Raw genomic sequence first — 22,916 nt, 5'->3', positions numbered from 1 at the left:
AGATGGATCAGGACGACAGGGACTGGTGGCGACGCGGCATTTTCTATCAGGTCTATCCGCGCTCGTTCGGAGATAGCGACGGTGACGGCGTCGGCGATCTCAAGGGGATCATCACGCGGCTGCCCTATCTGACGCGGCTTGGCGTCGACGCGGTGTGGCTGTCGCCGATCTTCCCGTCGCCGATGGCCGATTTCGGCTACGATATCTCCGATTACACCGGCATCGATCCGTTGTTCGGGACGATGGAGGATTTCGACGCGCTGGTCGCGGCCGCGCACGATTCCGGCCTCAAGCTGATCCTCGATCTGGTGCCGAACCACACATCCGACCAGCATCCCTGGTTCATCGAGGCGAAGAGCTCGCGCGACAACCCCAAACGCGACTGGTACATCTGGCGCGATCCGGCGCCGGACGGCGGCCCGCCCAACAACTGGCTGTCCGAGTTCGGCGGCAGCGCCTGGGCGTATGACGAGGCCTCAGGCCAATACTATTATCACGCCTTCCTCGCGCAGCAGCCCGATCTCAACTGGCGCAATCGCGAGGTCAGGGACGCGATCTACGACGTGATGCGCTTCTGGCTGCGCAAGGGCGTCGACGGCTTTCGCGTCGACGTGATCTGGCACCTGATCAAGGATGCCGACTTCCGCGATAACCCGACGAACCCGCATTATCGCGCGGACCGGCCGCCGCACGAGAAGCTGCTGACGCAATATTCGACCGATCAGCTCGAGGTGCACACCGTCATCACCGAGATGCGCGGCGTCACCGAGGAATTCGACAACCGCGTGCTGATCGGCGAGATCTATCTGCCGCTGCACCGGCTGGTTGCCTATTACGGCAACGATCTGCGCGGCGCGCAGATGCCGTTCAACTTCGCGCTGCTGTCGACCTTGTGGAGCGCGCGAGCGGTCGAGATGATCATCGCCGATTACGAAAAGGCGCTGCCCCCGGGTGCGTGGCCGAACTGGGTGCTCGGCAATCACGATCGGCCGCGGGTGGCGAGCCGCGTGGGGCCGGCGCAGGCGCCGGTCGCCGCGATGCTGCTGCTGACGCTGCGCGGTACGCCCACGCTCTATTACGGCGACGAGATCGGCATGCGCCAGATTGCGATTGCGCCGGATCAGGTGCGCGATCCCTTCGAGAAGAACGTGCCGGACATCGGCGTCGGCCGCGACGGCTGCCGCACGCCGATGCAGTGGAGCGCCGAGCGCAATGCCGGCTTCTCGACGGCTCCGCCGTGGCTGCCGCTGGCGCAGGATTTTGCCAGCGACAATGTCGCAAGTCTCGAGGCGGAGCGGGCGTCGATCCTCAACCTCTACAAGGCGCTGATCGCGCTGCGGCGAAGGCTGCCGCAGCTCGTCCATGGCAGCTATGAGCCGGTGGCGGCGCACGGTGATGTGCTGCTCTACCGGCGGCGCAGCACTGAGGGCGTTGCCGTGATCGCGCTGAACTTCGGCGCGACCGCCGCGTCGGTCTCCTCAAGCGCGATCGGCTTCAGCAATGAAGTCTTGCTGTCGACCTTGATGGACCGGCAGGGCGAGAAGGTCGAAGGCGTGCTGGATCTGCGCGCCAATGAGGGCGTGATCCTCGGACCGCATCAGGACGATTGACGCCGTGTGCGGGGCTCATTGGTATCGATATCGCTGCGCTTGAGCAGATAGTCGAGCCCACCGACCCGGTACCAGCGATAGCCATAGGCCTCGATCAGAAGCTTGTGGCGACCGGCATCGTCTGCGCGGCTGTGATCCTCGGTCAGGAGATTGACCAGGAGATTGCCGGCGTCGTCAGGCAGGCCGACGTTGAAAGATATCTCGAGCGGCTTCTCCGCGAAATTGTGCACGAACAGCACCGAGTTGTTACGCCAGTCGTACCGGACGATCAGGATGGCGGGATTTCGGGTTGCGATGACCTTGAAATCTCCCCAGCCGACCTCGGGGACTTCCTTGCGCATGCGGACGATCCGCTCGGTCCAGTTCAGCATCGAATTGGGGTCGCGCCGTTGCTTGGCCGCGTTGACGTGCTCATAGCCATACGGTCCATTGTCGATGATGGGCACACATGGCCGATCGCTTTCGGTGAAGCCGGCGTGCGGCTCGGTCGACCATTGCATCGGCGTGCGCGCGCAGCCGCGCTCGGGCAGGTCGAGATTGTCGCCCATGCCGAGTTCATCGCCGTAGCGGATCACGGGCGTGCCGGGAAGCGTGCACATCACGCTGTAGGCGAGCCCGATGCGTCGGCGGTCGCCGCCCAGCATGGGCGCAAGCCGTCGCCGGATGCCGCGGTCGTAGAGCTGCATGCTCTTGTCGGCACCGAATGCCTTGAACACCGTCTCGCGCTGCGGCTTGGAGAGGCGGCCGAGGTCGAGTTCATCATGATTGCGCAGGAACAAGCCCCATTGTGCGGTCGCGGGCCGTGGCTTGGTCGCCGTGAGGGCCTTCGCCAACGGCTTCGTATCCGCCGACGCCAGCGCGTAGAACAGATGCTGATTGACGTGGAAGTTGAACATCATGTGCATCCGGTCGCCGTCACGCCCGAAATATTCCATGTCGGTCTCGGGCAATACGTTGGCTTCGGCGAGAATGATCGCGTTGCCCTGGCGCCATTGCAGGAATTCCCGAAACGATCGCAGCATGTCGTACTGCTCGACCGGCTTGCGCCTGGAGGCGCCCTTGGTCGCGATCACGAACGGCACGGCGTCCATGCGGAAGCCCGAGACGCCGAGCTGGATCCAGAACCCCATGATCTTGAGGATCTCGGCCTGCACATGCGGGTTCGAAGTGTTGAGGTCCGGCTGGAAATCGTAGAAGCGATGAAAGTACCAGGCACCGGCTTGCTTGTCGCGCGTCCAGGTCGATTTCTGAACGCCGGGAAATACCATGCCGGTATTGGCATTGGCGGGCTTCTTGTCCGACCAGACATACCAGTCGCGGTACGGCGAGTCCTTCGAGCTGCGCGCTGATCGAAACCAGGCGTGCTGATCCGAGGTGTGATTGACGACGAGGTCGATGATGACGCGGATGCCGCGCTGCTGGCAGCCATGGGTGAATTCAACGAAATCGCCCAGCGTGCCGTAGCGCGGATCGACGTCGTAATAATCCGAGATGTCGTAGCCGTCGTCCCTGTTGGGCGAAGGCTGAAACGGCATCAGCCAGATCGCGGTGATGCCGAGCCCGTGCAAATAGTCGAGGCGCCGCAGCAGGCCGCTGAAATCGCCGATGCCATCGCCGTTGGCATCCATGTAGGTGCCAACCGACAGGCAGTAGATCACTCCGTTCTTGTACCAGAGGTCGTCGATCACCAGGCAATCCTCTCCAGTCCACCCGTGGCGGCGGCCGGGAGGATAAGCGGTGAGGCGGCGACGGGTTCCTGTGGAGCGCCGTCCCGCACGGGAGCCGGACGACGCTCCGCGCCGAGTGGCTACCGCTTGATCTGCGCCTTCAGCGTGTCTTCGACGACGCGATCGAACGACGACGCCTTCGGCGCGCTCTTGCGGTGCTCGGCGACGTATTTGTCGCGCTTGGCGACCAGCGCAGCGAGCTTCTCGTTCAGCGCCTTGCGCTGGGTGATCTGCTTGTCGATCTCGGCGCTGCGTGCTTCCGGCTTCATGGCGCGGAGATTGTCTGGCAGATCCTCGTCCCTGACTTTGCCACATCGTTGCGGCCGGCCGCGACGTCGGCGACCAGGTCACCGTCGCCGGTGACCGCCTCCGATGAAGCTTGCCATCTCGGACGCACGGGCCGGCGAAGCCGCGGCGACGCTCGCCAGCTGCTGCGTTTTGGATTCCGTTCGCTTCTGCAGTACACGCGGACCGGAGGGGATCACGGTGCCGTTGATCTGGCGCTGCAGGATGATGACGTCCTCGTCGAACGGCGTCTCGATGGTGACGATCTGGCCGCGTCCCTCGGAACCAGGTTCCGTCGGCTTCGCGGTGCCTTGAGGCCGGAATCAAGGCGCCTTCCTCGCGAATTTGCAGCCGATTCCGGCGCTGCCGCGCTCTATCGGCTGGAGCATGATCTTCGCGGAAAACCGGCTTCCACTTTTCCGGATCATGCTCTCGTGGAATCGGCTAATCTTCGCGCGATGGACTCATCCGCCCGCCAGATCGCGCTTTTGCCCGCGCCCGACCGACGCCAGTCGGAGACCGCGCTTGCGATTGCGCGCGGCACGGCGAGGCTTCTGAGATCGCTGGGATTTTCCTGCATCAGCGAATTGTCGCTGCCGTCCGGCCGAAGAGCCGATCTGGTCGCGCTGAACGAGCGCGGCGAGATCTGGATCGTCGAGATCAAGTCATCGGTCGAGGATCTGCGCGCCGACCAGAAATGGCAGGACTACCGGATGCATTGCGACCGGCTGTTCTTCGCCTTCACGCAGGATCTGCCGTGCGAGATCTTTCCCGTCGACACCGGTTTGATCATCGCCGACGCCTATGGCGCGCATCTACATTGCGAGGCGCCGGAGCATCGCCTGCCGGCGGCAACCCGCAAGGCGATGACGGTGCGCTTTGCGATGGCCGCAGCGCAGCGGATCAACCGCCTGGTCGATCCGCAGGGGCACGAGTTTTAGGACAGGTGCGGTTGTGATCCGTCATCCTGAGGAGCCGCGAAGCGGCGTCTCGAAGGATGCACGGCCCGGCTGGTGGCCGTCGATCCTTCGAGGCTCGCTCCGCTCGCGCCTCAGGATGACGGTGTGAAATCAAGTAGCCCGGATGGAGCGCAGCGCAATCCGGGTGAGTCTTGCCGCCGACTGCGCTGCCCCGGATTTCGCTTGCGCTCCATCCGGGTTATGGGAGATCGAACGGAAATGGCCGGGACTGAGCCCGGCCATCGCAAACCAATATGAATCCTGCTTACCGCGGCGCGCGCTTGGCGAGGATGCGCTGCAAGGTGCGGCGGTGCATGTTGAGACGGCGCGCGGTCTCCGAGACGTTGCGGTTGCACATCTCGTAGATGCGCTGGATGTGCTCCCAGCGCACGCGGTCCGCCGACATCGGATTGGCCGGCAACTCGGACTTCTCGGTGCCAGTCGCGAGCAGCGCGGCGACGACGTCATCGGCGTCGGCGGGCTTCGAGAGATAATCGACGGCGCCCATCTTCACCGCGGTGACGGCGGTGGCGATGTTGCCGTAGCCGGTCAGCACGATCGCGCGCGCCTCGGGGCGCTTACGCTTCAACGCCGAAACGACGTCGAGGCCGTTGCCGTCGCCGAGCCGGAGGTCGACGACCGCGAAAGCGGGCGCAGCGCGGCCGATCTCGGCGAGACCATCAGACACCGTGTCGCATGACTTCACTGCGAAGCCGCGCGTCTCCATCGCGCGCGACAGGCGTTCCAGGAACGGCTTGTCGTCCTCAACAATGAGGAGCGAGCGGTCAGCATGGTCATTCAATTCAGTGATGGCGTTCACGGTCCATTTTTCCCTGTGGCAGACACCAACAATATGGGGTCCTACCGTGGCGCTGCCAAGGCAGCCGAAAGTCGCGTGCTCGTCTGGAAAGAGCAATGCATCCGTAATGCCAGAGTTGCGATTAAGAATCGTTCTTAGGATTCGGTTTCGTCGCCCGGCGCGGATTCCTCAAAGCTCTCTCGCGGCCAGACGATCTGCACCACGGCGCCGTGATCGGGGAAGGTGCGATTGGTAAACGACACTTTGGCGCCGGTGCGTTCCAGCAGCGTCCTTGCGATGAAAACGCCCAGACCGAGGCCCCCACGTGGGTTTTGGGCCTCATCCGCACCCCGGCGGCGTGACAGATACGGCTCGCCGATCCGCTTCAGCATGTCGGGCGCGATGCCCGGACCGTCATCGGAGACGACGACCTCAACGGTTTCGGCGTTCCACCACGCGTTCACCTCGACGGTCTGGTGCGCGAAATCGACCGCATTTTCGAGAATGTTTCCGACGCCATAGAGGATCGCCGGATTGCGCGCGGCGACCGGTTCAGGCGTTGCTGCGACAGCAAGCCGCACCTTGATGTTGATGCCGAAATCGCGATGCGGCGCCACCGCCTCCTCGATCAAAGTCGACAGCTTCATGGTGTCGAACGGCGCGCCGCTCGATGACAATTGCGCGATCTTGCTCAGGATGTCGCGGCAGCGCTGCGCCTGCTCGCGCAGGGTCTTCAGGTCGCCGGCGATCGCCGGTTCATGCACCGTCTTCTCGAGCTCGCGCGAGATCAGGAAGATCGTCGACAGCGGCGTGCCGAGCTCATGCGCGGCGGCGGCAGCGAGGCCGTCGAGTTGGGTCAGGTGCTGTTCGCGCGTCAGCACCAGCTCGGTCGCGGCGAGCGCATCGGAGAGCTGGCGCGCTTCCTCGGTCACCTGGAATGCGTAAAGACTGGTGACACCGATCGCGAGCAGGATCGAAAGCCAGACGCCGATCAGATAGATCGGCGGCAGCACCAAGGGATCGTCGGCGTCCCAGGGCAGCGGTAGATGGTAGAAGAACAGCGCCGAGGCGCAGGCGACCGCAAGGCAGCCGAGCGCGATCGTCAGCCGGATCGGCAGCACGGTGGCCGAGATCAGGACCGGTGCCAGGAACAGGAACGAGAACGGGTTCTGCAATCCGCCGGTGAAGTACAAGAGCCCGCCGAGCTCGACGATGTTGAACGCGAGCAGCGCGGCGGCATAGGCCGGCTCCAGCCGCTGCATCGGGTTGAAGGCGATCTGCAGCGCCAGATTGAGCAGCGCCGAGAACGTCACGATGGTGACGCAGGGGACGATCGGAACGTCGAATTCCAGTCCCTGCGCCACGATGAAGATGGCGACGAGCTGGCCGAGCGCGGCGAGCCAGCGCAGCCGCAGGATCGTATCCAGGCGGACGTAACGGCGGGGTTGGCGGAAATCGGAGGCGACATCGGTCATTCCTGGACCTTAGCTGTGCCGTGGGCGGCGCACAAATTCGCGACTTGGCGCAACGATGCAGGGCAAGCCTTTAATTACAGCCAAGCCTTTAATTACCGCCGAGCCTTGCGCTTATTGTCGCAATGGCTCAATGACGGCCATATGCAACAGATCGGGACAGGTCAGGCGCAAACGCCGGCGGTCGATCAGGGCGGATCGGCCGCGATCGACGTCGCGCATCTGGTCAAGGTCTACAAGACCACCCGCGCGGTCGACGATATCTCGTTCCGCATCGCGCGCGGCAGCATCACCGGCCTGCTCGGCGGCAACGGCGCCGGCAAGACCACGACGATTGCGATGATCATGGGCCTGGTGCTGCCGACCTCGGGCAGCGTCGAGGTGCTGGGTGCACGAATCCCCGAGCAGCGCTACGATGTGCTCGGCCGGATGAATTTCGAAAGCCCTTATGTCGACATGCCGATGCGGCTCACGGTGCGGCAGAACCTGACCATTTTCGGCCGCCTCTATGCCGTGCAGCATTTGCGCGAGCGGATCGACCAGCTCGCCGACGATCTCGATCTCAAGGAATTCCTCGATCGCTCCAACGGCAAGCTCTCCGCCGGGCAGAAGACCCGCGTCGCGCTGGCGAAGGCGCTGATCAACGAGCCCGATCTCTTGCTGCTCGACGAGCCGACCGCATCGCTTGACCCGGATACCGCCGACTGGGTGCGGCAGCATCTCGAGACCTATCGCAAGACCCATAACGCGACCATCCTGCTGGCGTCACACAACATGCTGGAGGTCGAGCGCCTCTGCGACCGCGTCATCATCATGAAGCGCGGCAAGATCGAGGATGACGACAGCCCCGAGCGGATCATGGCGCGCTACAACCGCGACACGCTGGAGGAGGTGTTTCTCGACGTGGCGCGTGGCCGGGTGCGGGAGGGGGCACCATGAGCGAACTCGTCAGCCAGCACCAGCACACCATTTCACTGCAACGCATCAACGCGATGGTGCTGCGCTATTGGTATCTCTTGATGTCGTCATGGCCGCGGCTGCTGGAGCTGGTCTACTGGCCGGCATTGCAGATCATCACCTGGGGCTTCCTGCAGAATTACATCTCGCAGGCATCCGGCTTCTTCGCCAAGGCGGGCGGCACGCTGATCGGCGCTGTGATCCTGTGGGACATCCTGTTCCGAGGGCAGCTCGGCTTCTCGATCTCGTTCCTGGAGGAGATGTGGGCGCGCAATCTCGGCAACCTGATGATGAGCCCGCTGAAGCCGATCGAATTCCTGCTCTCGCTGATGATCATGAGCCTGATCCGGCTCGCCATCGGCGTGATCCCGATGACGCTGCTGGCGCTGTTCTTTTTCGGCTTCAACTTCTACGCCATCGGGCTGCCGCTGATCGCGTTCTTCTGCAATCTGATCTTCACGAGTTGGTCGGTCGGCGTGTTCGCCTCGGGCCTCGTGCTGCGCAACGGGTTAGGGGCGGAAAGCATCGTCTGGACGCTGATGTTCGCGGTGATGCCGCTGGCCTGCATCTATTATCCGGTCGAGGTGCTGCCGGGCTGGCTGCAAGCTGTCGCCTGGACGCTGCCGCCGACTTACGTGTTCGAAGGCATGCGCTCGCTGTTGATCGATCACGTCTTCCGCGCCGACCTGATGGCGTGGGCGCTGGCCATCAACGCCATCCTGTTCGCTGCCTCTTTTGCGATCTTCCTTGCCCTTTTGCAGAGCGCCAAGCGCAACGGGTCGCTGCTCGCCGGTGGTGAATAAATGTCACTTTCTCGTGGATTCTCGGCCTTTTAGCCCGATATCGTCCCCAGATTCGGCTCGCGGCGCATTGACGCATTGTTACGCATTGGTCAGTATGCTGCGGCGCAAAACAGGGGTCTGAAAATACTATGCCCATTGGTGAATTTGGCGGTGCCCCGCCACTAGCGGCGGAAGGCAGCCCGGCACTCACGACGCCGTTGTACTGGATGTACGAGATGGCGCATGCGTCGCTCAATCCGGTGCGCGCGGTAACCGACGCCACCAAGATCCTGTTTCAGAACCCGCTCAATCCGTGGACCCACACCGAGTTCGGCAAGTCGATCGCCGCCGGCTGTGAGCTGTTCGAGCGCACCACGCGCCGCTACGGCAAGCCCGAATGGAACCTGCCGACGACCGAGGTCAACGGCATCCGCACCCCGGTGGAGGTCCGTTCGATCTGGGAAAAGCCGTTCTGCCGCCTGCTGCATTTCGATCGCAAGCTGACGCGGCCGTTGCGTTCGCCGCAGCCGCGCGTGCTGATCGTGGCGCCGATGTCGGGCCACTATGCGACGCTGCTGCGTGGCACGGTCGAAGCGTTCCTGCCGACGCATGAGGTTTACATCACCGATTGGGCCGATGCGCGCATGGTGCCGCTCGCGGCCGGCCGGTTCGATCTCGAGGACTATGTCGACTACCTGATCGAGATGCTGCACGCGCTCGGCGGCAACATGCACGTCATCGCGGTGTGCCAGCCTTCGGTGCCTGTCGTGGCGGCTGTTTCGGTGATGGAAGCCAACAACGACCCGTTCGTGCCGCTGTCGATGACGCTGATGGGCGGGCCGATCGACACCAGGCGCAATCCGACCGCGGTCAACAACCTCGCGGAAGAGCGCGGCATCGAGTGGTTCCGCAACAATGTCATCACCAAGGTGCCGTTCCCGCATCCGGGCGTGATGCGTGACGTCTATCCGGGCTTCCTCCAGCTCAACGGCTTCATCAGCATGAACCTCGACCGGCACATGGACGCGCACAAGGCGCTGTTTGCCAATCTGGTCAAGGGCGACGGCGATCTCGTCGACAAGCACCGCGAATTCTATGACGAATATCTCGCGGTGATGGACCTCACCGCCGAATATTACCTGCAGACCGTCGATCTCGTCTTCGTCAAGCACGCGCTGCCGAAGGGCGAGATGACCCATCGCGGCAAGCCGGTCGATCCGTCGAAGATCCGCCGCGTCGCGCTGATGACGGTCGAAGGCGAGAAGGACGACATCTCCGGCCTCGGTCAAACCGAGGCGACGCACGCGCTCTGCACCGCGATTCCGAACCATCGCCGCGTGCATTACGTGCAGAAGGGCGTCGGGCACTACGGCGTGTTCAACGGCTCGCGTTTCCGCTCCGAAATCGTGCCACGAATCTCCGATTTCATGGTTTCGGCGGCCAATACGCGGCTTTCGCTGGTCGCCGCCGCCGAATAGGTATCACCCCGGCCGCGATTGTTGCAGTCGCGCAAGTCATTGATTTAACTAAAAGAATCTCAAATCGGCCAAGGCTCAAGCGATGAATTTATTTTCATTTCTTGGGCCTTTTTCGTAACCTTGATTCATCGAAAAAATGCCGGTTCCGACCCCAGCCGGTAGAGGTCAATTAACGGCCAACCCCTGTATATTGGGCAAATGATTTGTTTTTGCGCCGAGCGCTTTCCCTGGCGGCGGATATGGCAAAGTTCGGGCGAACTCCTGCTCCCCGGACTCTCAGAAATGGCTACTCGCGCGCTCCTCTATCGGCGGCCTGCCGAACCCGCGACCGTATTGGTCAGACACGGCTCCCAGTTCTTCACCGTCAGATTGCGCCGGCACAGGCGCGCGCGCCGCTACACGCTCAGGATACATCCGACCGATCGCGAGGCGATCCTGACGATGCCGCCGCGCGGCACGATTCCCGAAGCGAAGGAGTTCGCCAATCTCCATGGCGGCTGGATTGCCGCCCGTCTTGGCCGCTTGCCGAAGGCCGCGCCGTTCCAGCCCGGCACCGTGGTGCCGTTGCGCGGCGTGCCGCATCGCTTGGTGCACCGCTCGGGCGAGCGCGGCACGGTTTGGACCGAGACGCGCGACAGCGGCGAGAAGATCATTTGCGTCGCCGGCGGCGTCGAGCACATGGATCGCCGCGTGCACGACTTCCTCAAGCGCGAGGCGCGCAAGGATCTGCAGAAGTCGGCACAGCTTCACGCCGCGGAACTCGGCGTGCGGGTCCGCCGGATCTCGATCCGCGATCAGTCGAGCCGCTGGGGCTCGTGCACCTCGGCGGGTTCGCTGTCGTTCTCATGGCGGCTGATCCTGGCGCCGCCCTTCGTGCTCGATTACCTCGCCGCGCATGAGGTCGCCCATCTCGTCGAGATGAACCACTCGGCGCGGTTCTGGCGGGTGGTCGACAAGGTCTGCGCGTCGGTGACCCGCGCCAAGAACTGGCTCGATACCTACGGCAACGACCTGCACCGCTACGGGATTCAGGAGTAGAGGAACTCTTAGCCCCGAACGTTGCTGTCATCGCCCGCGAAAGCGGGCGATCCAGTATTCCAGAGACAGTTGTATTTCAGCGGATAAACCGCGGCGTACTGGATCCCCGTGCGTAGCCCGGATGGAGCGAAGCGCAATCCGGGGCGGCTCTCAACACGGCGCGACCTGTCCCCGGATTTCGCTCCGCTTCATCCGGGCTACGAAGCTACGCGGTTCGTCCGCCCGGCGCCTTACCGAAACAACCGATCCGCCAGCCAGCCGTCCAGTCCGGCCGCAGCCTCGGGCCGCGCGTTCGGGTTGGGTGGTGCCGAGGCGCGGGCCGGGGTCGGCGGGGGCGCGCGATAATAGCCGCCACCGGATGGTGCCGGCACTGGCGGCTGCGGTGCCTGCATCGGCGGCTGAATCTGCATCGGTCCCGCCGGCGCAGACGGCGCGGTGACCTGCGACGAGATCTGCATCAGGTTCGCCGGCCCCCAACTGCCTTGCGAGTTCGGGATCGCCGCGACCGGCACGCCCTGATGCGCCGCCTTCATGAAGCGGGTCCACACTTCGACCGGCAAGCCGCCACCGGTCGCCTTCTTGGTCGGTGAATTGTCGTCATTGCCGAGCCAGACGCCGGTGACGAGCTTGGCGGTGTAGCCGATGAACCAGGCGTCGCGATAATCCTGGCTGGTGCCGGTCTTGCCGGCGGCGGTCCAGCCCGGGATCTCCGCCTTGCGCGCGGTGCCCGAGATCAGCGTCTCGCGCATCATGCTGTTCATCATCGAATCGTAGCGCGGCTCGATCACCTGGTTGGGCGGATCGGTCGGACGGTCATAGAGCAGCTTGCCCGAACTGGTCTTGATCTTGGTCACCACATGCGGCGACACCACGTAGCCGCCATTGGCGAACGGCGCATAGGCGCCGACCAGCTCGATCACGGAGACTTCCGAGGTGCCGAGCGCGATCGAGACGTTGGGCTCAAGCTTGGAGGAGATGCCGAGCCGGTGCGCGGTACGCACCACATTCTTGGCGCCGACCTCGACGCCGAGCCGCACCGCAACCGTGTTCAGCGACATCGCGAGCGCCTGGGTCAATGTCACCGAGCCGAAATATTCGTGGGTGTAGTTCTCCGGCTTCCAACCCTTGATGTCGAGCGGCGCGTCGGTGCGGATGGTGTCCGGCGTCAGCCCTGCTTCGACCGCGGTGAGATAGACGAACGGCTTGAACGCCGAGCCCGGTTGCCGCTTCGCGGTGACTGCGCGATTGTACTGGCTCTCCGAGTAGTTCCGGCCGCCGACCATGGCGCGCACCGCGCCGTCCGGCGTCATCGCCACCAGCGCGCCCTGGCTGACATTGAACTTCACGCTCTTGGCGGCGAGCTCATCGATGATGGCGGCTTCGGCGACGTTCTGCAGCTTCGGATCGATCGTGGTCTGCACCACGATGTCCTGGTCGATCTGGCCGACCAGATCGTCGAGCACTTCGCCGATCCAGTCGGCGACATAGTTCACGGTGCCGGCGCCGGCCGGCTTCACCGCAATCGAGGGCTGGCCGATCGAGGCCTTGGCCTGCGCCTCGGTGATGAACTTGGCGTCGGCCATCGCCGCGAGCACGACCTGCGCGCGCTGCTCGGCGCCTTCCGGGTTGCGGTTGGGCGCGAGCCGCGACGGCGACTTGACGAGCCCGGCCAGCATCGCGGCTTCCGGCAGCGTGACGTTCTTCGCCGACTTGCCGAAATAGCGCTGGGCCGCGGCCTCGACGCCATAGGCGCCGGACCCGAAATAGACCCGGTTGAGATAGAGCTCGAGGATCTCGTTCTTGGAATGCTTGCGCTCCAGCCAGAGCGCGAGCTCGGCCTCCTGCAGCTTGCGCTGCATGGTGCGCTCCTGGGTCAGGAACAGGTTCTTGGCGAGCTGCTGGGTCAGCGTCGAGCCGCCCTGCGAGACGCCGCGATGCAGGATGTTGGTCACCGCCGCGCGCAGGATGCCGACCGGGTCGACGCCAAAATGCGAATAGAAGCGGCGGTCCTCGATCGCGATGAAGGCCTTCGGCAGATAGGGCGGCAGATCCTTCAACGCGATGTTGGCGCCGGCCATTTCGCCGCGTTGCGCCAGCACGCTGCCGTCGATGCCGACGATCTGGATCGTCGGCGGACGCTTGGGAATTTCCAGCGACTGGATCGGCGGCAGATGCGCGCCGACCCACACCACGACACCGATCACCGCAATGCCGGCCCACAGGCCGAGCACCGCGGTCCAATAGAACAGGCGGCCGATGCCGAAGCCGCGCGACTTGCTGCGCCGCTTGCTGCTGCTGCGTGACGGGCGCGGTTTCTCGCTACCGGAATCGCTGCTCTTGGGTTTGGATTTGGCGGGCTTGTCGTCGTCGCCGCCGGGAATGCGATCGGACGGCGACAGTCGGAGGTCGGCAAGCGCGGCCGGAAGCCCGAACAGCGGCTCCTTGCGCGCACCGCCTTTTTTACGTCCCCACGCCATCCGCAACGCTCACACCCTGACAGGGACGCACGCTAGCGTTCCCGGTTTAAGGGGCGGTTACGCAAAGCTTAACGGGGGATTAGGAGGTGAGGCAGCGCGTGCTACATAAGGAGCATGATCAGGAAAAGTGGGCACCGGTTTTCCCTCGCGACAAACGCGGAGCGTTTGCGCGGAGATCATGCTCAAACAGGATGGAAGAGCGCGATCGAGCGATCGCGCTAGGGAACAAGAAAACGAAGGAGCACCGCATGGGCCATATCGATCCGACCAAGGACGTCTTCGCGCAATTCCGGGACAACAACCGGCCGGGCCCGATCCACATGCTCAACCTCGTGCGCCTGCGCGAATGGGCCGCCTATCCCGACGGCCGCAAGGCCACCGGCGCGGAGGCTTATGCGGCCTACGGCCGCGAGAGCGGGCCGGTGTTCGAACGGCTCGGCGGCCGCATCGTCTGGCAAGGCCGCTTCGAGCTGATGCTGATCGGTCCGCCGGAGGAGCGCTGGGATCACTGCTTCATCGCGGAATATCCTGATGTCGCCGCCTTCGTCGAGATGATCCGCGATCCCGTCTATCGCGAGGCCGTGAAACACCGCCAGGCGGGCGTGGAGGATTCGCGCCTGATCCGCCATGCCGTGCTGCCGGTCGGCAAGAATTTCGGCGAGATACCGGGGTGAGAGCAGGAAGCGAGATTTCTATCCCGTCATCCTGAGGAGCGCGTAGCGCGTCTCGAAGGATGCACGGCCCCGCTAGTGGCCGTCGACCCTTCGAGACGCCGCTTCGCGGCTCCTCAGGGTGACGGGGATAGATGGCGGCGCTCATCGCAAAAACAAATCGGCGGCCGGGAGGCCGCCGATCGCATTCAAGCCTGCGCGAACACTAACCCGCCGGGCCGGCGTCCTCGAGGATCGGGCCGAACAGCTCCCAGCGCTCGCCGTTAAAGCGCATCATCTGCAGCTGCTTGTTGACGCGATAGTCGTTCGGCGCGGTGTTGCCCTTGATGCCGGGCAGCGCCATGTCGAGCTCGACATTCTTCAGGTTGGTCGCCTGCTTCAGCACGTTGTCGCGGGTCAGGTCGTCGCCGCACTGCTTCAGCACATGCACCATCAGCTGGGCGGTCGAGTAGCCATAGGTGTTGAAGTTCGAGTTCTTGTCGCCGTCGGGATAGTACTTGGCCATGAAGTCGAAATAGCGCTTCATGCCCGGATCGTCCTTCCACTGCGGATCGGCCGGATCCTTGCCGTAATTGGTGCTGATCAGGCCCTTGGAGGCTTCCAGGCCCGCCGGCTGCAGCACGGCGCCGACCGAGGTCGCGTTGATGTCGACGATGTGGATCGGGTGCCAGCCGAGCTCGGCGATCTTCTTGATCGCCTGCGCCGCCTGCTTCGGCGTCGAGGCCGAGAAGAACAGGTCGGCGCCGGCATCCTTGATCTTGATCACCTGGGAATCGATGGTCGGGTCGGAGACCTCGTAGGAGGCTTCGGCCACGATCATCTTGGCGGCCTTGTCGCCGAGGCCGGCCTTGATGCCGTTCAGATAATCCTTGCCGAGGTCGTCGTTCTGATAGAGCACGCCGATCTTGGCGTTGGGATGCTCCTTCAGGATGTACTGACCGTAGATGCGGCCTTCGACGAAGTAGTTCGGGTTGAAGCCGAGCGTCCAGGGGAAGTTCTTCGGGTCGGTGAACTTCGAGGCGCCGGTGGCGGCAAACAGCTGCGGCACCTTCTTGCCGTTGAGATATTTCTGCACGGCGGCGTTCGAAGGCGTGCCGACGATCTGGAAGGTCAAGAGCACCTCGTCGCTCTCGACGAGCTTGCGCACCTGCTCGACGGCCTTGGGCGGCGAATAGGCGTCGTCATACTGGATCAGGTTGATCTTGCGGCCGTTGATGCCGCCCTGATCGTTGATCATCTTGAAATAGGCCGCCTGGGTCTTGCCGATCGAGGCATAGGCGGAGGCCGGTCCGGAGAAGGGGACGGTCTGGCCGATCTTGATCTCGGTGTCGCTTGCGCCGGGATCGTATTTCTTCTGCGCAAAGGTCGGACTTGCGGACAGCGCGATCGCAAGCGCCGTTCCCGTGACCAGGTGGAAAATCCCGTTCCTCATGATGCTGTTTCCCTCACGTGACTGATGGTTGGCCGATGATCTTGTCCGCGGGTTCAAGGTCCCGTGGTCGCCATCGCTGGGCCGGGATACTGGAGGAACCGTTATTGCAACGCAAGACGAGCGCTGCCGAAAAGGTGAGCGATTTCAGTCAACCAAAGTAGGGGGCGGTGCGAAAAGGTGAGTGGAGCGGCGCGAAGGTTGGGGCCCGCTTTACCTCGCCCCGCCTGCGGGGAGAGGTCGCATCGCATCGAAGATGCGATGCGGGTGAGGGGAGGCTCCGCGGGCGCAGCTACTGGAGCGGTGCACGGAAGCAGCCCCTCACCCCAACCCTCTCCCCGTAAGAACGGGGAGAGGGAGTGGAGTCTCGTCGCGACCTAGCCCGCCGGTCCGGTGTCCTCGATGATCGGGCCGAACAGCTCCCAGCGCTCGCCGTTGAACTTCATCATCTGCATCTGCTTGTTGATGCGGTAGTCGTTCGGTCCCGTCGTGATCGACATGCCCGGCAGCGCGAGGCTCGGCACGAACTTCTTCAGGCTGGTCACCTGCTTCATCAGGTTCTCGCGGGTGAGGTCGTCGCCGCACTGCTTGAGCACCTGGATCAGGAGTTCGGCCGTCGAGTAGCCGTAGGTGTTGACGGTGTTGAGCTTGTCGCCTTCCGGATAATACTTGTCCATGAAGGCGAAATAGGCCTTCACGCCGGGATCGTCCTTCCATTGCGGGTCGGCGGGATCCTTGCCGTAATTGGTCGAGATGATGCCCTTGGAGATGTCGAGACCGGCCGGCTTCAGCGTCGCCGACACCGGGCTCGCATTGATGTCGAGGATGTGCACCGGGTTCCAGTTGAGATCGGCGATCTTGCGGATCGCCTGTGCGGCGAATTTCGGTGTCGAGGCGTCATACACCAAATCGACCCCGGCGGCCTTCAGCTTCACGATCTGGGAATCGACCGTCGGGTCGGTCAGCTCGTAGGACACCTCGGTGACGATCATGCTCGCGGCCTTGTCGCCGAGCCCGCTCTTCAGGCCGGTGATATAGTCGCGGCCGAGATCGTCGTTCTGGTAGAAGATGCCGATCTTGGCGTTCGGGTGATTGGCCAGGATGTATTTGGCATAGATGCGTCCCTCCGACTGGTAGTTCGGGTTGAACGCGATCGTCCACGGCGCATTCTGCGGATCGGAGAAGCGCGACGCGCCGGTGGAGGCGAGCAGCTGCGGCACCTTCCTGGCATTCAGGTATTTCTGCACGGCGGCATTCGACGGCGTGCCGATGATCTGGAACGTGAAGAGCACCTCGTCGCCCTCGACGAGCTTGCGCACCTGCTCGACCGCCTTCGGCGGCGAATAGGCATCGTCATACTGGATCAGGTTGAGCTTGCGGCCGTTGATGCCGCCCTGCTCGTTGATCATCTTGATATAGGCGGCCTGGGTCTTGCCGATGCCGGCATAGGCGGATGCAGGGCCTGAGAACGGCACGGTTTGGCCGATCTTGATCTCGGTGTCGGTCGCGCCGACGTCGTATTTCTTCTGCGCGGTGGCCGATGTAACCGACAACGCGATCGCAAGCGCCGTCGCAGCGAGCAATTGCACGCTTCTCATGTCCGTGACCTCCCATGTTGCCGGTGATCTTGTCCGCAAGCGACGGCCGGCGGATGTCACCGTTGTCAGGGATGATGGAGGAACGTCGGGGGCATTGCAAGACGATGCACCCTGCGCGCGATGTCGCGTCAGCGTACGTCTTCTCCCTCTCCCCGTTCTTACGGGGAGAGGGTTGGGGTGAGGGGCCGAAGCTTCGCTTCGGCGTTCTGGAGGACGGCCGCCGTAGGCGGCCTATGCCTCTCCCCGCAAGCGGGGCGAGGTGAAGCAGAGCCGTCGTCAGGCAAGCCAGAGCAGGATCAGCGCGAGCGCAGCGGGAGCTGCCTGCACATAAAGAATGCGGCGGCTGACAGTGGCGGCGCCATAGGCGCCGGCGACGATCACGCAGAGCAGGAAGAATGTCTTGATCTGGAACGCGAAGCCGGCGTTGCCGTGCACCAGGCCCCAGATCAGTCCGGCGGCGAGGAAGCCGTTATAAAGCCCTTGATTGGCGGCGAGCACCGCAGAATCCGTTGCCTTCTCGATCGAGTTGCGGAAGGTCTTCAGCCCGAGCGGCCTGGTCCACAGGAACATCTCGAGCACAAGGAAATAGATGTGCAGCGCGGCCACCACCGCGACCAGAATATTGGCAAGCAACAGCATATTGCGGTCCCCCCAGAGCTTCGGTTCTGATTGAATCAGAACCGAAGCTCAAGATTCTTGTTTGACGCGTTTTCTTCACGCGAACCGGTGTCCACTTCGCTCAAAAACGCTCTAACCGGAATTCGGGTGGACGCTAGCATGCGGGCGGTGAATTGTATGCCGAGCAACTCCGAGAGTGATGACGATGGCCGACCGCAAGACTGCAACGACTTTCAACCTCGACCGCCTCAAGACCCCGATCGGCACGGCGCTGCTGGTGACCGATGATGACGGCGTGCTGCGCGCGCTCGACTGGGACGACTATGAAGGGCGCATGCTCGACCTGCTGCGGCTGCATTATGGCGCCGTGACGCTGCGGGACGGCCGCGCGCCGGCTGCGATGCGCAAGGCGCTCGGCGATTACTTCAAGGGCGATCTCGATCGGCTCACCGACGTCGAATGGCGCGTCGCCGGCACGCCGTTCCAGCAGAAGGTCTGGCACGCGCTGCCGAAGATTGCGCCGGGCACCACCATGAGCTACGGCGCGCTGGCGGCGAAACTGAACGCGCCGAACGCGATGCGCGCGGTCGGTCATGCCAACGGCTCCAACCCGATCAGCGTTGTCGTGCCCTGCCACCGCCTGATCGGTGCCAACGGCTCGCTGGTCAAATATGGCGGCGGGCTGGAGCGCAAGCGCTGGCTGCTGCGTCACGAGGGCGTGGAGGTATAGCGGCCCACTTCAGCCGCCGGTGCGCCGATCAATCGAGATCTTCGCGGGGCATGTTGCGCAGATCGCGCACGATATAGAGGAAGACAACGAACGAGGGCACCCACGCGAGGATCGCTCCTGCCAGCATCGCATCGACCGTCGTCATGGAGATTCCCTCAGGCGCTGTTGGCACTCGCCGTCAGATCGGCTTTTCGATGCGGCGCCGGTCCTGGGGAAGGGATACAGCCACTTCCAATAGGCCTTGTTGCGCTCCAGCTGCCGCTTGTGGACGTCGCGGCACTTCGTCGAGCAAAACTGCTCAAAATACCAGCTATGTCGGATCAGCCCGAAAGGCCGTTTGCATCCCGGGTTTCCGCAACGGGCTGTCATGACACCGCCTCCGCATTCGAACGCGTGAACCAGCGGATGAAATTCTCCTGACCTTTGTAAAGGCACAGGCGTCCGCAATAGCGTTCACCCGCCGGATTTCGCAAACAGATGATCTTGGGCTCTTCGCTGTCACACTGGGCGCAGCGCGGTTCCGCACGCATGGCGACCTCCCTCCGAGGAATTGCCATCTGCCAATCAAAATGTCTGGTGCTGTCCTTGCCGTCGATCTTCCCGAAGGACGACGATGCGAACTCTCGCGCCGCCGCCATCCATGCGCAACTTGTCCAGATGTTTTGTGGCATCATCCTTGCGTATAGCCGGCCCGGTGATGGCTGATTCAACTCACGCACCCGGCGCTGTGCTGTGCTGCGCGAGGGCGGTATCGAGGCATTTGATCAGGACGTCCCCGTCACAGGGCTTGCTCAGAAAGCAGATCGCTCCAGCCTTCAGCGCCCGGATGCGATCGCTTTCGACGGAGAACGCCGTGACGAAAATGAACGGAAAGCGGCGTCCGCTGGCAATCAGGTGGCTCTGCAGGTCGAGTCCACTCATGGCCGGCATCCTGACATCCGCGATCACGCAGGATGTGTCGTTCAGGCGAGGCGAGTGCAGAAATTCCTCGGCCGACGCGTAGGTCTCGACCGCGTAGCCCAGCGACCTGACGAGGTTGTCGGTCGCGGTGCGAACCGACATGTCATCGTCGATGATTGATATCACTGGCGGATTTGGCAAGGAGGTTTCCCCGGCCCGGAGGGGCCCCTGGCGGTGCGATCTTGTGCCGACCACAGTGCGTCGCCAATCGGGGCCGGAGAATCATACTTAGGTTTGCGCCCCGCCGGATGCCTGCCCGATGCCGAGCATCTGTGCCATCCTGACCAGGTCGGGCAACGATTTCGCCGCCATCTTCCGCATGATGTGCCCGCGATGGATCTTGACCGTGATCTCGGCTACGCCGATTTCAGCGGCAACTTGCTTGTTCATGAGCCCCGCGGTGACGAGGCTCATGATCTGGCGTTCACGCGGCGTCAGGGTCGCGAAGGCGGCGCGCAGGTTTGCAAGAACCTTGGCCTCATCGCGACGATTCCGGTCGCGCTCGATCGCTGTCGTGACGGCATCCAGCATGTCCTGGTCGCGGAACGGCTTGGTCAGGAAGTCCACAGCGCCGGCCTTCATGGCCCTGACCGTCATCGGGATATCGCCGTGGCCGGTCATGAAGATGATCGGAATGTGGATGCCGACCTTCGCCAGCTCCGCCTGAAAGTCCAGCCCGCTCACCCGCGGCAACCTGATGTCGAGGATCAGGCAGCTCGGGACATCCGGGGGCTTGCGCTGCAGAAATTCATGCGCCGAGCCGAACGCTGCGGTCCGCAAGCCGACGGACCGGAACAGATTGCTCAGTGCGTCGCGCACGGACGCGTCGTCGTCGACGACGAAGACGATTGGATCTTCGGCGCTTGCCAGACCCGAAGGCGATGCCGCGCGTCCGGTCACCATGCATTGTCCTCTTCGCGCAGTGGCAAGGCGAACTGGAACGTCGTGCCGGGGCCGATGTTTGCGGCCACGGACAGGCGGCCTCGGTGGGCCTCGACGATCGATCGGCAGATCGACAATCCCATTCCCATGCCGCTGGCCTTGGTGGTGTAGAAGGCGTCGAACAGCCGTTCGGCATTCTCGGCGGCGATCCCGACGCCACAGTCGGTGACGGTGACCACGATCTGCCCTGCATCGTCATGGCGCGTCCGGATCACGAGTTCCCGCGGCCTGTCCGTGACCGGCTGCATGGCCTCGATGCCATTGAGGACGAGGTTGAGGATGACTTGCTGCAGCTGGATACGGTCGGCGACGACAGACGGGAGCGCGGGAGCGAGGTCGAGCTGCAAGGATACGAGATGGCTCTGCAGTTCATGCTGCACCAGGCCGACCACCTGGTTGATGACGTCATTGATGTCGAGCGGCGCCTTCTGATCGGTCGTCTTGTTCACCATCGCGCGGACGCGCTGGATGACCTCGCCCGCGCGGTTGCCGTCGCTGATGATCGACCTGACCGCGCCGCGGGCTTCGTTCAGATCGGGGGCCGCCCGGTTGAGCCACCGCAGGCATGCCGCGGCATTGGTGACCACGGCAGCAAGCGGCTGGTTCACTTCATGGGCGATCGATGCGGCGAGCTCGCCGAGCGCCGTCACGCGCGTGACGTGCGCGAGGTTGGTCTGCGCTTCGTGCAATTCCGCCTCGGCTCGCTTGCGGGCGGTCACGTCGGTGACCGCTCCGACAAATTCGGTGTCGCCCGAAAGGTTCGTCACCGCATGCGCTCTGGCGTGAACAAATTTGATCGCCCCACTGGGCATCAGCAATCGATAGCCGTGCTCGAAGTCGTTGCCGTCGAGCGAGGCGCGGTCGATGGTCCGTTGCACGCGGGCACGATCATCCGGATGGACGCGCTGCAGCACCGTGGCATGTGTGATGGAAGGAGCCCTGTCGAATTCGAAGATCCTGAACGTCTCTTCGGACCAGATGATCTCGCCGCTGGCGACGTGCCAGCCGAAGCTGCCGGTGTGGCTCAATCGCTGGGCTTCGGTCAGGTACATTTCACTTTGCTGCAGCGCATTTTCGGCGTGCTTGCGCTCGGTAATATCCTCGCATGCGATCAGCACGATCAGCTGATCGCCCAGCCGCCGCACGGCCTTGGCGTTTTCGCGAACCCAAAGCCGTGAACCGTCCTTGCGGACCTTCCGGATTTCCCAATTGTGGGTCTGGCCGATGTTGGCGAGGCATGCCGCGACGTTGCGCTGGACCATATCCCGGTCTTCGGCGGCAAAGACCCGCAGCACGGATTGTCCGAGCAGCTCGTCGACGGTGTAGCCGAGTTGTGCCGCGCCGAACGTGTTGACCGACAGCACGAGGCCCGTTGCGTCGACCATGAAGTACATGACCGGGTTGTGTTCGAATACCTCCTTCCATTGCGCTTCGCTGTTGCGCAGCGCCTCCATCGCGCGCTCCTCGCCACTGGCTCGGCCGCGCAACATGGCTTCCATCCGCCTTTGCGAACGGCCAACCAGGCGGATCATCAGCAATGCGGCGGTCAGCGACGCGACGAGCAGCGCCAGGGCAATCAGATGGGCGGAAGCGGCCGGCTGCGGACCAAGCAACAGCCCGATGCAGGTTGCAGCCAAGGCCAGCACCATGCCGCCGAGCAGCCATTGCTCGGCCGACCAGGACTTCGTGGTCGGGTCGCGGATCATCGGCGCACCAGCACTTGGCCGTCATCATGGGCCGCGCTGCGTCGCTAGGTGACTGCTACCATCAGCGGCGACAACGTCGCCCTCCCAACAGACTGTATATTAGCAGCTTTCTTGCCGCCCGGACGGGATCACGCCGGCCTTTTTGGCGGTCCACATCCGTGAGATCGCGCAGAAAGCGAAGCCGTTGAGCGCGCTCAGGTCCAGGTTGCGACCTAAACTCAAGTATGAGTCGTCCCCACCGAATGTAACGGTCGGATCAACCTCCGTTCAATGGCCCGTTCCATCCCGGTGACTACGCTTATTGGGTAACTCGATGACGGTAGAGATTTCCGGGGTTCAGCAATCGCCAATCAGAGACGGAGATTGAAATGCCCAGCGCGCGCCTGCATCTGATCGTTTGCTCCGACGACGTCGACCACGAGGCAAGACCTCGGAGACGCGATCGCAGCTTCCAGCCTTCCGTCATCGATGGTGGCAAGCAAACAGCAAGCACGCTGGCCGATAGCCCGTGGATCGATCTGCTGGACGCATTCGATCTGGGCGTTGTGGTCTGTCAGGCCAGCTATCTGGCCTTGCTGGGAGCAAGCCTGGCGGCGCTGCAGCCGCAATTCGACGTGCCGGATTCAGGGCGGTAGCACGCCCTGAATTCCAAGTCCGGCAGGCTGCCGGGACCGAAGC

At 63.4% G+C, this 22,916-nt stretch carries 21 protein-coding genes; 9 read left to right on the top strand and 12 right to left on the bottom strand.

Annotation, left to right across the window (positions count from 1 at the left end; translation table 11 throughout):
• Positions 1 to 2 precede the first annotated feature (2 nt).
• A complete protein-coding gene (locus ACVWYP_RS03845) occupies positions 3 to 1,610 on the top strand; it encodes an alpha-amylase family glycosyl hydrolase (protein ID WP_304497799.1) in 1,608 nt (535 codons plus the stop codon).
• On the opposite strand, the gene ACVWYP_RS03840 is transcribed toward ACVWYP_RS03845, so the two are convergent.
• Together ACVWYP_RS03840 and ACVWYP_RS03835 are read right to left on the bottom strand one after the other, a co-directional pair.
• Positions 1,598 to 3,298, bottom strand: a complete 1,701-nt coding sequence (locus ACVWYP_RS03840) for an alpha-amylase family protein (protein WP_304497798.1) — start codon at positions 3,296 to 3,298, stop codon at positions 1,598 to 1,600. The genes ACVWYP_RS03845 and ACVWYP_RS03840 overlap by 13 nt on opposite strands.
• A gap of 119 nt (positions 3,299 to 3,417) precedes the next feature.
• The gene (locus tag ACVWYP_RS03835; RefSeq protein WP_369525546.1) at positions 3,418 to 3,606 is read right to left on the bottom strand and encodes a hypothetical protein; all 189 of its coding nucleotides are present in this window, start codon (positions 3,604 to 3,606) and stop codon (positions 3,418 to 3,420) included.
• 474 nt (positions 3,607 to 4,080) lie between these two features.
• Between ACVWYP_RS03835 and ACVWYP_RS03830 the strand changes: the two genes are divergently transcribed.
• Positions 4,081 to 4,563: an MmcB family DNA repair protein gene (locus tag ACVWYP_RS03830; RefSeq protein WP_304497797.1), complete on the top strand. Its 483-nt coding sequence runs from the start codon at positions 4,081 to 4,083 to the stop codon at positions 4,561 to 4,563.
• Positions 4,564 to 4,846: 283 nt separating this feature from the next.
• On the opposite strand, the gene ACVWYP_RS03825 is transcribed toward ACVWYP_RS03830, so the two are convergent.
• Positions 4,847 to 5,401 (bottom strand): ActR/PrrA/RegA family redox response regulator transcription factor, encoded by a 555-nt coding sequence (locus tag ACVWYP_RS03825; protein ID WP_016845514.1) that lies wholly within the window; start codon positions 5,399 to 5,401, stop codon positions 4,847 to 4,849.
• 134 nt (positions 5,402 to 5,535) lie between these two features.
• Positions 5,536 to 6,855, bottom strand: coding sequence for an ActS/PrrB/RegB family redox-sensitive histidine kinase (locus tag ACVWYP_RS03820; RefSeq protein WP_304497796.1), 1,320 nt, complete (start codon positions 6,853 to 6,855; stop codon positions 5,536 to 5,538).
• A 141-nt stretch (positions 6,856 to 6,996) separates the two neighbouring features.
• On the opposite strand from ACVWYP_RS03820, the gene ACVWYP_RS03815 reads away from it, so the two are divergent.
• The 4 genes from ACVWYP_RS03815 to ACVWYP_RS03800 all read left to right on the top strand — a co-directional run bounded on the left by ACVWYP_RS03815 (position 6,997) and on the right by ACVWYP_RS03800 (position 11,107).
• The gene (locus tag ACVWYP_RS03815; RefSeq protein WP_035631809.1) at positions 6,997 to 7,791 is read left to right on the top strand and encodes an ABC transporter ATP-binding protein; all 795 of its coding nucleotides are present in this window, start codon (positions 6,997 to 6,999) and stop codon (positions 7,789 to 7,791) included.
• Positions 7,788 to 8,612, top strand: coding sequence for an ABC transporter permease (locus ACVWYP_RS03810; RefSeq protein WP_028341464.1), 825 nt, complete (start codon positions 7,788 to 7,790; stop codon positions 8,610 to 8,612). Before ACVWYP_RS03815 ends, ACVWYP_RS03810 begins: the two co-directional genes overlap by 4 nt.
• 128 nt (positions 8,613 to 8,740) lie before the next feature.
• Positions 8,741 to 10,069 (top strand): polyhydroxyalkanoate depolymerase, encoded by a 1,329-nt coding sequence (locus ACVWYP_RS03805; RefSeq protein WP_028341465.1) that lies wholly within the window; start codon positions 8,741 to 8,743, stop codon positions 10,067 to 10,069.
• A 198-nt stretch (positions 10,070 to 10,267) separates the two neighbouring features.
• Positions 10,268 to 11,107 carry a M48 family metallopeptidase gene (locus ACVWYP_RS03800; protein WP_028341466.1) on the top strand — a complete coding sequence of 280 codons (840 nt, stop codon included), beginning with the start codon at positions 10,268 to 10,270 and terminating at the stop codon, positions 11,105 to 11,107.
• 230 nt (positions 11,108 to 11,337) lie between these two features.
• On the opposite strand, the gene ACVWYP_RS03795 is transcribed toward ACVWYP_RS03800, so the two are convergent.
• Complete coding sequence (locus ACVWYP_RS03795) at positions 11,338 to 13,584, bottom strand: transglycosylase domain-containing protein (RefSeq protein WP_304497795.1); 2,247 nt, start codon at positions 13,582 to 13,584, stop codon at positions 11,338 to 11,340.
• Between the two features lie 248 nt (positions 13,585 to 13,832).
• Between ACVWYP_RS03795 and ACVWYP_RS03790 the strand changes: the two genes are divergently transcribed.
• On the top strand, positions 13,833 to 14,258 hold the full coding sequence (locus ACVWYP_RS03790) for a DUF1330 domain-containing protein (protein WP_304497794.1): 426 nt from the start codon (positions 13,833 to 13,835) through the stop codon (positions 14,256 to 14,258).
• Positions 14,259 to 14,460: 202 nt separating this feature from the next.
• On the opposite strand, the gene ACVWYP_RS03785 is transcribed toward ACVWYP_RS03790, so the two are convergent.
• From ACVWYP_RS03785 to ACVWYP_RS03775, 3 genes are all read right to left on the bottom strand, one after another.
• Positions 14,461 to 15,687, bottom strand: a complete 1,227-nt coding sequence (locus tag ACVWYP_RS03785; RefSeq protein WP_304497793.1) for an ABC transporter substrate-binding protein — start codon at positions 15,685 to 15,687, stop codon at positions 14,461 to 14,463.
• 374 nt (positions 15,688 to 16,061) lie between these two features.
• Entirely contained in the window at positions 16,062 to 17,282 is a 1,221-nt protein-coding gene (locus ACVWYP_RS03780; RefSeq protein WP_028341470.1) for an ABC transporter substrate-binding protein, read from the bottom strand.
• Positions 17,283 to 17,558: 276 nt separating this feature from the next.
• Entirely contained in the window at positions 17,559 to 17,921 is a 363-nt protein-coding gene (locus ACVWYP_RS03775; RefSeq protein WP_028341472.1) for a DUF1304 domain-containing protein, read from the bottom strand.
• A gap of 184 nt (positions 17,922 to 18,105) precedes the next feature.
• Here ACVWYP_RS03775 and ACVWYP_RS03770 point away from each other — a divergent pair, with 184 nt between their 5' ends.
• Complete coding sequence (locus ACVWYP_RS03770; protein WP_304497792.1) at positions 18,106 to 18,630, top strand: methylated-DNA--[protein]-cysteine S-methyltransferase; 525 nt, start codon at positions 18,106 to 18,108, stop codon at positions 18,628 to 18,630.
• Positions 18,631 to 18,995: 365 nt separating this feature from the next.
• Here ACVWYP_RS03770 and ACVWYP_RS03765 read toward each other — a convergent pair whose 3' ends face one another.
• The 4 genes from ACVWYP_RS03765 to ACVWYP_RS03750 form a co-directional block, all read right to left on the bottom strand.
• Positions 18,996 to 19,304: a hypothetical protein gene (locus ACVWYP_RS03765; protein ID WP_155258553.1), complete on the bottom strand. Its 309-nt coding sequence runs from the start codon at positions 19,302 to 19,304 to the stop codon at positions 18,996 to 18,998.
• Between the two features lie 37 nt (positions 19,305 to 19,341).
• Positions 19,342 to 19,716 carry a response regulator transcription factor gene (locus ACVWYP_RS03760; RefSeq protein ID WP_028341475.1) on the bottom strand — a complete coding sequence of 125 codons (375 nt, stop codon included), beginning with the start codon at positions 19,714 to 19,716 and terminating at the stop codon, positions 19,342 to 19,344.
• Positions 19,717 to 19,818: 102 nt separating this feature from the next.
• Positions 19,819 to 20,493 carry a response regulator transcription factor gene (locus ACVWYP_RS03755; protein ID WP_035631798.1) on the bottom strand — a complete coding sequence of 225 codons (675 nt, stop codon included), beginning with the start codon at positions 20,491 to 20,493 and terminating at the stop codon, positions 19,819 to 19,821.
• A complete protein-coding gene (locus ACVWYP_RS03750; RefSeq protein ID WP_456683986.1) occupies positions 20,487 to 22,238 on the bottom strand; it encodes a PAS domain-containing sensor histidine kinase in 1,752 nt (583 codons plus the stop codon). The genes ACVWYP_RS03755 and ACVWYP_RS03750 overlap by 7 nt, the downstream gene beginning before the upstream one ends.
• Positions 22,239 to 22,606: 368 nt before the next feature.
• Here ACVWYP_RS03750 and ACVWYP_RS03745 point away from each other — a divergent pair, with 368 nt between their 5' ends.
• Positions 22,607 to 22,873, top strand: coding sequence for a hypothetical protein (locus ACVWYP_RS03745; RefSeq protein WP_304497790.1), 267 nt, complete (start codon positions 22,607 to 22,609; stop codon positions 22,871 to 22,873).
• Positions 22,874 to 22,916: the final 43 nt, after the last annotated feature.

Source organism: Bradyrhizobium sp. USDA 3262 (assembly GCF_054060035.1).
The sequence above is the reverse complement of the archived record's forward strand: the minus strand, read 5'-3'. Positions and strand labels throughout refer to the sequence as shown.